We start from the raw sequence: 9,378 nt of genomic DNA, 5'->3' as shown, positions 1-9,378 counted from the left end.
GCGCACTTCCACTACGTGGTGTTCGGCACTGTGGTGTTCGCGATGTTCGCAGGCTTCTACTTCTGGTGGCCAAAATTCACCGGCAAGATGCTCAACGAGCGCCTCGGAAAGATCCACTTCTGGCTGCTGTTCCTTGGCTTCCACGGCACGTTCCTGATCCAGCACTGGCTGGGCGTTGAAGGCATGCCCCGCCGTTACGCAGACTACCTGGTGGAGGACAACTTCACCTGGATGAACCAGTTCTCCACCATCTCCTCGTTTGTTCTGGGCGCATCCCTGATTCCCTTCTTCTGGAACGTTTACATCACCTGGCGCAGCTCCGAGCGCGTTGAAGTGGATGACCCGTGGGGCTTCGGAGCGTCGCTTGAGTGGGCCACTTCCTGCCCGCCGCCGCGCCACAACTTCACCTCGCTGCCCCGGATCCGTTCGGAGCGTCCCGCCCTGGACCTCCACCACCCGGAGCTCTCGCAGGTACACACCGTTGAATCGCCTGCAGCCGCAGCCGCGGTGCTCGGTAACGCCGACCAGAAGGACACCGCCAAGTGAAAATCGAATCATGGATATTTGGAGCCGGAGTCTTCTTCTTCGTACCGGTTTCCCTGGTCTACGGTTTCCTGACCAACTGGCATGAGTGGGTCGGAACCCTCGGGATCCTCCTGGTGGGTGGGCTTTCCGGGATGATCGGCGGCTACCTTGGGTTCACCGGCAAGCGCGTCGGAATGCGTCCCGAGGACCGCAACGATGCCGAGATCCACGAGGGCGCCGGCGAACAGGGGCACTTCAGCCCCTGGAGCTGGTGGCCGCTCGTTCTGGGCCTCGCCTGCGCGGGCGGATTCCTGGGCCTGGCAGTGGGTTGGTGGATCCTGTTCATCGCAGCCGGCCTCGCAGTTGTCGCCCTCGTGGGGTGGGTCTTCGAGTACAGCCGTGGGGACCACGCCCACTAGAAGCCCCTTGGCTTCAACAGGCATTTTATGAATTACGACGTCGGGCCCCACCTTCTGGTGGGGCCCGACGTCGTTCTTGTCCGTTCGATTGGCGCGTCGACCGTGGCGCGGGACGTCACGGGATATAGGCCTCTGGGAGGGGTTAGCTGGAGCCCTGTGACTCCAGGAGCTCGGCCAGACTCTGCAGGGCCGCCTCGGCGTCACGGTGACTGACAGGGCCGCTGAGGGCGCCCTCGGGGACTGAAAGCTCTACTTCGCAGCCGAAGGGGAAGTCGGCAATCATGACTTCCAGGAGGGAGCGGGCGTCGACACCCTGGATGCCTGCCTTGCGGATGGTGACAGGAAGTCCAGTTTCGGTCACTGCCCTGACGAACATCGCGGCAGGGCGGGCATGCAAGCCGACTGACGCTGACACAACGGCCTTATGCACTGGCAAGGGGTCTCCCATTTCTTGACGGCCCCCAAACCGATATCGCTGAATTTCCTGTCCAATATATCCGGCTGGATGGCTGTGCGACCAAACGGGGGAGTCGGGCCGGTCCATTGCTGGAACTGGTCTAGTCCAGCGGCGCTGCCTGCCTTAGGCTTGGACAGTGAAAACTGAAGAAAAGACGTTCTTCCGTGGCTGCTGATGCCCGCGGCGTTGCCGGCGAGATCGACCGCAGCAGCGGGACCGCCATCTATATCCAGCTCAGGGAGATCCTCCGGGCCTACATCAGCGATTCCTGCCCGCCGGGTTCTGCGCTGCCCTCGGAACGGGATCTTGCCCTGCGGTTCGGCCTGGCCCGGATGACTGTCCGGCAGGCCATCGACGCCCTGGTCGGCGAGGAAGTCCTCGAGCGGGTGGTCGGCCTCGGCACGTTCGTACGAAAGCCCAAACTCGACCTTCAGGTAAAGCTCACCTCGTACAGCGAAGAGATGCAACGCCGCGGCATGGTTCCGGCCGCCAAGGTCCTGAGCTTTGAACAGATCGGCGCCAGCGCCTTTCTGGCCCGCGAACTGCAGGTGGAGGAGGGGACGCCACTGGTGCGTTTTCGTCGGCTGCTGCTGGCGGACGGTGAGCCGATGAGCGTGGACGAGAACTTCATCCCGGCGCAGCGCGTCCCGGGTCTTTTGGACGGCGAGCCCCCAACATCGCTCTACAACGTGCTGAGTGAGCAGTTCGGCCTCGTGATGGAGTGGGGGGAGGACATGATCGAGGCGACAGCTGCTTCCCCCTCTACGGCCCGCCTGCTCAACGTTGACGTCGGCGCCCCCTTGCTCAAGATTCAGAGGCACGCCTTTGTTGCCAGGGCGATGGTGGACTACTCAGTTTCGTACTACCGGGCCGACCGCTACAAGCTATGGGTACCCCTCCAGCGGCCAGGTGCGAGGCCTGCCCGGAACCAGTCGCTGGGTTACCGCAACCACTAGGAGCGGCCCGGCAGTAGCCAACAGCGGCCGGCCGCAATTAACGGGAAAAGGCCCGGTCCAAAATGGACCGGGCCTTTTCCCGTTACTGCTATGAGTGCTAGTGGCTGAGGCTCTTGGTTTCCTCGCCGGCCTCTACCGCAGGGGCGTGGTGGCCGTGTGCGGCTTCCAGCTCTGCAGGCGTGGCCGGTGCCACACGGTCTTCAAAGAACCACTTGGAGAGGAACGCACGCTGCTTTTCCTTGCGCGTCACAATCCCGTGGTCGTTGGGGACCGCCGGCAGCGGTGAGGGGGATTCGAAGCCCACGAGCTTGTAGCGCTTGTATTCATCCAGCGGCGCGTGCACCTCGATGAATTCGCCATGCGGAAGGCGGACAATGCGTCCGGTCTCCCGGCCGTGGAGTGCGATTTCGCGGTCCTTGCGCTGGAGGGCGAGGGCAACTCGCTTGGCAACCATAAACGCGATGACCGGGCCGACGAAGAACAAGGCGCGGAGCCAGTACGTCACATCGTTCAGAGACACATGGAAGTGTGTGGCTATGAGGTCCGAACCAGCGGCTGCCCACATCACGCAGTACCAGACGAAACCGGCGACGCCGATGGCGGTGCGGGTGGGGGCATTCCTCGGACGGTCCAGGACATGGTGTTCGCGGGTGTCCTTGGTGATCCAGCTTTCAATCCACGGGTACATGAACATCACCGTGAACAGAATGCCTGCGGGCACCAGTGCGGGCAGCAGAACGTTCAGCGTCAGCACGTAGCCGAAGACAACGTACTCGAACTGGAAATCACCGATGACACCGGGCATAAGCCTCAGGGCACCGTCAACGAACCCGATGTACCAGTCAGGCTGGGTACCGGCAGAAACCGGCGACGGGTCGTAGGGGCCGTAGTTCCAGATCGGGTTGATCGTGAAGAAAGCCGCCATCAGGGCAACGACACCGAAGACGATGAAGAAGAAGCCGCCCGCCTTGGCTGCGTATACAGGGCCGAGCGGGTAGCCAACAACGTTGCCGTCGTTGCGGCCGGGGCCGGGGTACTGGGTGTGCTTGTGCACAACCACCATGAACAGGTGCAGGACGATCATCAACAGGATGAGGGCGGGCACCAGCAGGATGTGCAGCATGTACAGGCGGCCAATAACAGCCGATCCCGGGAACTCTCCGCCGAAGAGGAAGAAGGAAGTGTAGGTACCAACCACCGGGATGGACTTGATAACGCCGTCGATGATGCGGAGGCCGTTGCCGGACAGCAGGTCATCGGGGAGGGAGTAGCCAGTGAAGCCGGCTGCCATGGCGAGGATCAGCAGGACGCTGCCGACAACCCAGTTCATTTCACGTGGTTTGCGGAACGCGCCCGTGAAGAAAACGCGCAGCATGTGCACGGCGATCGAGGCGACGAACAGCAGTGCTGCCCAGTGGTGTACCTGGCGCATGAACAGGCCGCCACGGATGTCGAAGGAAATGTCCAGCGAGGAGCTGTACGCCACGGACATTTCGACGTTCTTCAACGGCAGGTAAGACCCGTCGTAGTGCGTTTCCGCCATGGACGGATCAAAGAAGAACGTCAGGAAGGTGCCAGAGAGCAGCAGGATGACGAAGGAGTAGAGGGCGACTTCACCGAACATGAATGACCAGTGATCGGGGAATACCTTGCGTCCGAATTCGCGCAGGATTCCTGATCCGCCAACTCGGGCGTCAACAAAATCAGTGATGCGTCCGGCTTTAGTCTTGGCGACGAAGGCGGGGGCTTCAGCTCTTGATGCTGCGCTCATGCTCATCACGCTCCCAGTAACTCGGTCCTACAGGTTCATTGAAGTCGCTGGTTGCGACCAGGTAGCCCTCGGCGTCCACTGCAATCGGCAGCTGGGGGAGGGGCCGGCTGGCCGGGCCAAAGATCACCTTGCACTCGTTCGTGAGGTCAAAGGTGGACTGGTGGCACGGGCACAGCAGGTGGTGCGTCTGCTGCTCGTACAGAGCAACGGGGCAACCGACGTGGGTGCAGATCTTGGAGTAGGCAACGATTCCGTTGTAGCTCCAGTCTTCGCGGCCCGCCGACGGGTTCAGCGAGGCCGGATCCAGGCGCATCAGCAGGACAACTGCCTTGGCCTTTTCGTTGAGCTTGCCTTCATGCAGTTCGTTCAGGCCCTCAGGAATCACGTGGAAGGCCGAACCGATGGTGACGTCAGAGGCCTTGATAGGTGTGCCGTCGGGGTCGCGGGTGAGGCGCTTGAGCTTGCCCTCCTGCGGTGCCCACATAGTGTGGGACAGCGCCCGGTCGGGGCGGGGGCCAAGGTCACCGAAAACCGCAATCGCGGGAAGCGGGGCCAGGGCCATAGCACCGAGCAGCGTGTTGCGGATGAGCGGGCGGCGCTTGATGCCGGTCTCTTCCACGATGTCATCCACGATCCGGACTGCCGCCAGGCGGTCTTCTTCCGTGCGGATGGGATGGCGTTCTTCGGAGACTTCATGGTCCGGCATCAGGGCCTTGGCCCAGTGCACAATACCGGTGCCGATGCCGAGCATCGCAAACGCGGTGCCAACGCCCAGCAGGGCGTTCTGCAGCCGGATCGTGGCGATGCTCGTGCCCTCGCCCAAGTCAATGGCGAAGTACGCCACCAGGAAGATCAGGGTGCCGACAACTGACGCGCCGAAAAGCACGGCGACCTGCCGTTCTGCACGCTTTGCGGCCTTCGGGTCCGTGTCGGCCAGGCGCAAACGGTGCGGGGGAATTCCAGGATCCTGGAACTTCTCCACCTCATTCTGACCAGCCGTAGCTACGGTGCCCGAGGGGTTCGGACTGCCGTCACTATGGTTGCCCATAATTCGCCTCATCCTTCTCTCGTCCCGGCGTCTGCCGGGTTATAGTTTTCAATTTCAAACTGCTGACTGGGCAGCAGAAGTTCTTAAGTTTCCCGTTGCGCCTAAGACGTCCGGGAAGTAAGCCAGATGGTGAACGCGATGATGACGCCCAGGCCTGCAACCCAGACGAAGAGTCCTTCGGCGACCGGGCCCAGGGCCCCGAGGTCAGCGCCACCGGGGGAGCCGTTGGCCTCGATCTGCTTCAGGAACGTGACGATGTCGCGCTTGCCCTCGGGGGTGACGTTTGCGTCACTGAAGACGGGCATGTTCTGCGGTCCGGTGACCATCGCTTCGTAGATGTGCTTGCCCGAGACATCGGCAAGGGCGGGAGCGAACTTGCCACGGGTGAGTGCACCGCCGGCTGCTGCTGCGTTGTGGCACATCGCGCAGTTCACGCGGAAGAGCTCGCCACCCTTGGCGGCGTCACCCTGCTCATCAAGCAGGTGTTCTTCAGGAATTGCCGGGCCGGCTCCCAGGGAAGCCACGTAGGCTGCAAGCTGATGAGTCTGGGCATCGTTGAACTGGGCCGGCTTTTTGTACGCCTGGGGACCGTTCATCTGCATGGGCATCCGGCCGGTACCGACCTGGAAATCAACGGACGCAGCACCGACGCCGACCAGCGAGGGGCCATCCTGGCTGCCGCTCGCGCCCATGCCGTGGCAGGTGGCGCAGTTAGCCTCAAAGAGCTTTTCGCCCTCGGCGGTGTCATTGGAGCTGAAGCTGGTGGTGGATGCCTTGGCCTCGTTGACGGTGGTGGCAACGGCATACAGCCCACCAGTGACGAGGAGTCCCATCAGTAGCAGCGCGATTACTGCGAGTGGGTGACGCCGCTTTTGCGAGAGAGCCTTCACGTGGTGGTTCCTTTATTCGATCGTGCGCCGGCTCCGTGAGCCGCTTCTTGAAATTCTGCCTCTTGTAGAAAAGGAATCAAAGCTTGACTACTTCAGTACGTAGATGACCAGGAAGAGGCCGATCCAGACAACGTCCACAAAGTGCCAGTAGTAAGACGTGACGATCGCGGAGGTTGCTTCGAAGTGGCCGAACTTCTTTGCTGCGAACGAGCGTCCGATGATGAAGAGGAAGGCAACGAGGCCGCCGATTACGTGCAGACCGTGGAAGCCGGTGGTGATATAGAACGATGAGCCGTAGGCGTTGGATGAGAGCGAAACGTGTTCGGAAACAAGCATCGCGTATTCAGTTGCCTGGCCGGCGACGAAGAACGCACCCATGATGAAGGTCAGCGTGAACCATTCGTTCATGCCCCAGCGGGAGAACTGGAACGGGCCGCCTGTCTTGCGAGGCTGCAGCCGTTCGGCGGCGAAGACGCCCATCTGGCAAGTAAAGGAACTGGCCACAAGGACGATCGTGTTGACGAGCGCAAAGGGGAAGTTGAGCTTTGCTGTCTCTTCCGCCCACATCTGACCGCTCGTGGAGCGCAGCGTGAAGTACATGGCGAAGAGACCGGCGAAGAACATCAACTCACTGGACAGCCAAACTACGGTTCCGACAGAAACCATATTGGGGCGGTTCAGCGTGGGGTGCGCCGGGGTACTGGGGGCATGGGTCGCAGATGTCACATAGACATTATGTCTATAAAAGTCCGTAGTTCCCAACGCGAACCGCCTTTTCGGGGGACTTTTTCTACAAAGACGCGAAATCACTATGAAAAGTTCCCGGCGACGTTCACATTGGTCAGGTCCGAGGTGGCTCGATAGCATCAGAAGGTGACTTCTCAGGCAACCGCCCCGGCGGACAGCAACACCTGGCCGCGGCTCATCTCGGCTCTTATCAACGGTACTGACCTCACTGCGGACAATACCGCGTGGGCTATGGACAGAATCATGTCCGGGGAGGCCACCCCCGCGCAGATCGCCGGATTCCTGGTTGCCCTCAGCGCCAAGGGCGAAACCGTGGACGAAATCTCGGGTCTGGTGGACGCGATGCTGCGCCATGCAACCCCCATCGATATCCCCGGTCAGAAGCTGGACATCGTTGGTACCGGCGGGGACCAGCTCAATACCGTCAACATTTCCACCATGTCCGCCCTCGTTGCTGCGGGCGCCGGAGCGAAGGTCGTCAAGCACGGCAACCGTGCAGCGTCTTCGTCCTCCGGCTCGGCTGACGTGCTTGAAGCGCTGGGGGTCAGGCTCGACCTCCCGGTGGCCCAGGTGGCACGCAACGCGGGGGAGGCTGGAATCACTTTCTGCTTCGCGCAGGTGTTCCACCCGTCTTTCCGTCACACAGCCGTGCCCCGCCGGGAGCTCGCCATCCCCACAGCCTTTAATTTCCTGGGACCTCTGACCAACCCGGCTCTTGTCCAGGCCTCAGCCGTGGGAGTGGCGAATGCCCGTATGGCCCCGCTGGTTGCCGGTGTCCTGGCGAAGCGGGGCAGCCGCGGCCTGGTTTTCCGCGGCAATGACGGACTGGACGAACTGACTACAACGGGTCCCTCCACCGTCTGGGAAATCCGCGACGGCGCTGTCTCTGAGCTGAATTTTGAGCCGGCCGGGCTTGGCATCCGTCCCGCGACTGTGGAGGACCTCCGTGGCGGGGACGCGCAGGCGAATGCCGCCGTCGTACGTGATGTCCTGGCCGGCAAGACCGGCGCAGCGCGGGATGCTGTGCTGCTGAACGCGGCCGCTGGGCTGGTGGCCTTTGATGAATCGTCCGAGGGCCCGTTCCTGGAGCGTATGCGTTCGGCTCTTGGCCGGGCCGCGGAGTCGATTGATAGCGGTGCTGCCGCTGCGGTCCTCGATAAGTGGGTTTCGCTGACGCGGCCTTGACCCGTACACACGAAAAGGACGCGGGCCCGGCTGTAAAGCCGGGCCCGCGTCTTTTTCAGGGGAAGTGGTCCTACTGTTCGTAGCCGAGAGCGAATGCCGCGTCGAGATCGTGTTGCGAGTAGGCACGGAAGGCAATGTGTGTCGTGGTGTGAACCACCGCGGGCACCTTTGACAGCTTGTCGGCAATGACGTCAGCCAGGTCCTCGTGCCGGGCGACGCGGGCAACGGCGATGAGGTCCCATTCGCCTGTTACGGAATAGACCTCGCTGATGCCTGGGATCGCGGAAATTTCCTCGGCGGTTTCCGGGATGCGCGCGGCGTCGGTCTTGATCAGAACGAATGCGGTGATCACTGTTCAATCCTTCCGGATCTGTTGGCCGTAGCTGTGCCCGGCAAGACTCTTTGGTGATGCCAGCCTATTACATGGGCCGTGTCCATCGGGCGTGCCCCGGACGCGTGGCTGGCGGCGCCTTCACGACTTTCTAAGCCTGCGTACTAGTGCAAGAAGTGCCCGGTAGCCCACCAGGAACAACCCCAGGCTCAAGAGCGCAACAACCACGAAGGCCAGTACTACGCTCTGTCCCGTCAGCGCCCTCAGGATCATCCCGCCGGCGACGGCGCCAAGCCAGACCACGACGCCGGTTGCCATGGACAGCGGACGCCGCCACGCCCGCCACGCAAGCCAGGCGATGGCGGCCCCGGCCAGGAACGGCCATGCGGTGAGGAACACGCCGGTGACAATGTCGCCGCGCTGGTGGGCGTCCCTGCCGATGGCTGCGAAAACAAGGATGAGGACGGCGTCGGACAGTGCCGCGGCGGTGATGGCGCGCCTGCCGCCGGTTACGGATTGCTGCTGGGTCCAGGTCATGGCTTCGAGCCTAACCCGGCGACGGCGGCCCGGTCCTGATGCTTGCCCTGCTACGGGGGGATTACGGAAGATGGGTGGGACAACAGCGGTGCTTATCAAGCGGGAGGCACAGTGCGCCTGATCCAGGTGGCCCAGCAGGCACATGACCTCCAGCGGGCCGCGGAGTTCTATTCACAGCTTCTCGGGATGCAGCCAGCGGCGGTCTACGACCCGCCGGGACTCCTGTTTTTCGATCTGGACGGCGTCCGGCTCCTGCTGGAGCGCGGCGCACCGTCGTCGGTCCTCTATCTGGAGGTGGAGGACGTCCGGACCAGCATCAGCGCCCTGCAGGGCAGGGGAGTGGAGGTAGTTGCGCTGCCGCAGGTGATCTTCCACCATGGCGACGCCACCCTGGGTCCGGCAGGAACCGATGAGTGGATGGCCTTCATCCGTGACTCGGAAGGGAACACGGTGGGGCTGGTCAGCCGGCATCCACCGGCCGTTGTGCCGGATGCGGCCCCGCACTAGCCGGA

12 protein-coding genes are annotated in these 9,378 nt (G+C 62.5%); 5 read left to right on the top strand and 7 right to left on the bottom strand.

Annotated elements, in window-relative coordinates; all coding sequences use genetic code 11:
• The coding region (locus V6M49_RS15740; protein ID WP_332761933.1) for a cbb3-type cytochrome c oxidase subunit I at positions 1–546 on the top strand (546 nt) is incomplete at its 5' end.
• Positions 543–944: a cytochrome c oxidase subunit 4 gene (locus V6M49_RS15735; RefSeq protein ID WP_056340077.1), complete on the top strand. Its 402-nt coding sequence runs from the start codon at positions 543–545 to the stop codon at positions 942–944. The genes V6M49_RS15740 and V6M49_RS15735, both read left to right, overlap by 4 nt.
• Before the next feature lie 142 nt (positions 945–1,086).
• Here the strand turns inward: V6M49_RS15735 and V6M49_RS15730 are convergent, their stop codons facing one another.
• Positions 1,087–1,392, bottom strand: coding sequence for an HPr family phosphocarrier protein (locus V6M49_RS15730; protein ID WP_332761932.1), 306 nt, complete (start codon positions 1,390–1,392; stop codon positions 1,087–1,089).
• Between the two features lie 173 nt (positions 1,393–1,565).
• Here V6M49_RS15730 and V6M49_RS15725 point away from each other — a divergent pair, with 173 nt between their 5' ends.
• Complete coding sequence (locus V6M49_RS15725; RefSeq protein ID WP_141140648.1) at positions 1,566–2,357, top strand: GntR family transcriptional regulator; 792 nt, start codon at positions 1,566–1,568, stop codon at positions 2,355–2,357.
• 97 nt (positions 2,358–2,454) lie between these two features.
• Here V6M49_RS15725 and qcrB read toward each other — a convergent pair whose 3' ends face one another.
• From qcrB to ctaE, 4 genes are all read right to left on the bottom strand, one after another.
• Positions 2,455–4,128, bottom strand: a complete 1,674-nt coding sequence (qcrB, locus tag V6M49_RS15720) for a cytochrome bc1 complex cytochrome b subunit (protein WP_141140647.1) — start codon at positions 4,126–4,128, stop codon at positions 2,455–2,457.
• Positions 4,106–5,176: a cytochrome bc1 complex Rieske iron-sulfur subunit gene (qcrA, locus tag V6M49_RS15715; protein ID WP_141140646.1), complete on the bottom strand. Its 1,071-nt coding sequence runs from the start codon at positions 5,174–5,176 to the stop codon at positions 4,106–4,108. Before qcrA ends, qcrB begins: the two co-directional genes overlap by 23 nt.
• Positions 5,177–5,277: 101 nt before the next feature.
• Positions 5,278–6,066: a cytochrome bc1 complex diheme cytochrome c subunit gene (gene qcrC / locus V6M49_RS15710; protein ID WP_332761931.1), complete on the bottom strand. Its 789-nt coding sequence runs from the start codon at positions 6,064–6,066 to the stop codon at positions 5,278–5,280.
• An 87-nt stretch (positions 6,067–6,153) separates the two neighbouring features.
• Complete coding sequence (ctaE, locus tag V6M49_RS15705) at positions 6,154–6,792, bottom strand: aa3-type cytochrome oxidase subunit III (RefSeq protein WP_200950602.1); 639 nt, start codon at positions 6,790–6,792, stop codon at positions 6,154–6,156.
• 147 nt (positions 6,793–6,939) lie between these two features.
• Here ctaE and trpD point away from each other — a divergent pair, with 147 nt between their 5' ends.
• Positions 6,940–7,998 carry an anthranilate phosphoribosyltransferase gene (gene trpD / locus V6M49_RS15700; protein WP_332761929.1) on the top strand — a complete coding sequence of 353 codons (1,059 nt, stop codon included), beginning with the start codon at positions 6,940–6,942 and terminating at the stop codon, positions 7,996–7,998.
• A 70-nt stretch (positions 7,999–8,068) separates the two neighbouring features.
• Here trpD and V6M49_RS15695 read toward each other — a convergent pair whose 3' ends face one another.
• Together V6M49_RS15695 and V6M49_RS15690 are read right to left on the bottom strand one after the other, a co-directional pair.
• Positions 8,069–8,350 carry an Lrp/AsnC family transcriptional regulator gene (locus V6M49_RS15695; protein WP_332761928.1) on the bottom strand — a complete coding sequence of 94 codons (282 nt, stop codon included), beginning with the start codon at positions 8,348–8,350 and terminating at the stop codon, positions 8,069–8,071.
• 120 nt (positions 8,351–8,470) lie between these two features.
• Complete coding sequence (locus V6M49_RS15690) at positions 8,471–8,866, bottom strand: DUF3054 domain-containing protein (RefSeq protein ID WP_141140643.1); 396 nt, start codon at positions 8,864–8,866, stop codon at positions 8,471–8,473.
• 111 nt (positions 8,867–8,977) lie between these two features.
• Between V6M49_RS15690 and V6M49_RS15685 the strand changes: the two genes are divergently transcribed.
• A complete protein-coding gene (locus tag V6M49_RS15685; protein WP_332761927.1) occupies positions 8,978–9,373 on the top strand; it encodes a VOC family protein in 396 nt (131 codons plus the stop codon).
• Positions 9,374–9,378: the final 5 nt, after the last annotated feature.

The sequence above is a fragment of the Pseudarthrobacter sp. genome (assembly GCF_036675385.1).
Taxonomy (GTDB): domain Bacteria; phylum Actinomycetota; class Actinomycetes; order Actinomycetales; family Micrococcaceae; genus Arthrobacter.
Note: the sequence above shows the minus strand (reverse complement) of the source record. Positions and strands in the feature narration are given on the sequence as shown.

Coding starts and splice junctions, on each gene's coding strand:
- V6M49_RS15730 (WP_332761932.1), bottom strand. CDS start 1,392: ATGGGAGACCCCTTGCCAGTGCATAAGGCCGTTGTGTCAGCGTCAGTC.
- qcrB (WP_141140647.1), bottom strand. CDS start 4,128: ATGAGCGCAGCATCAAGAGCTGAAGCCCCCGCCTTCGTCGCCAAGACT.
- qcrA (WP_141140646.1), bottom strand. CDS start 5,176: ATGGGCAACCATAGTGACGGCAGTCCGAACCCCTCGGGCACCGTAGCT.
- V6M49_RS15690 (WP_141140643.1), bottom strand. CDS start 8,866: ATGACCTGGACCCAGCAGCAATCCGTAACCGGCGGCAGGCGCGCCATC.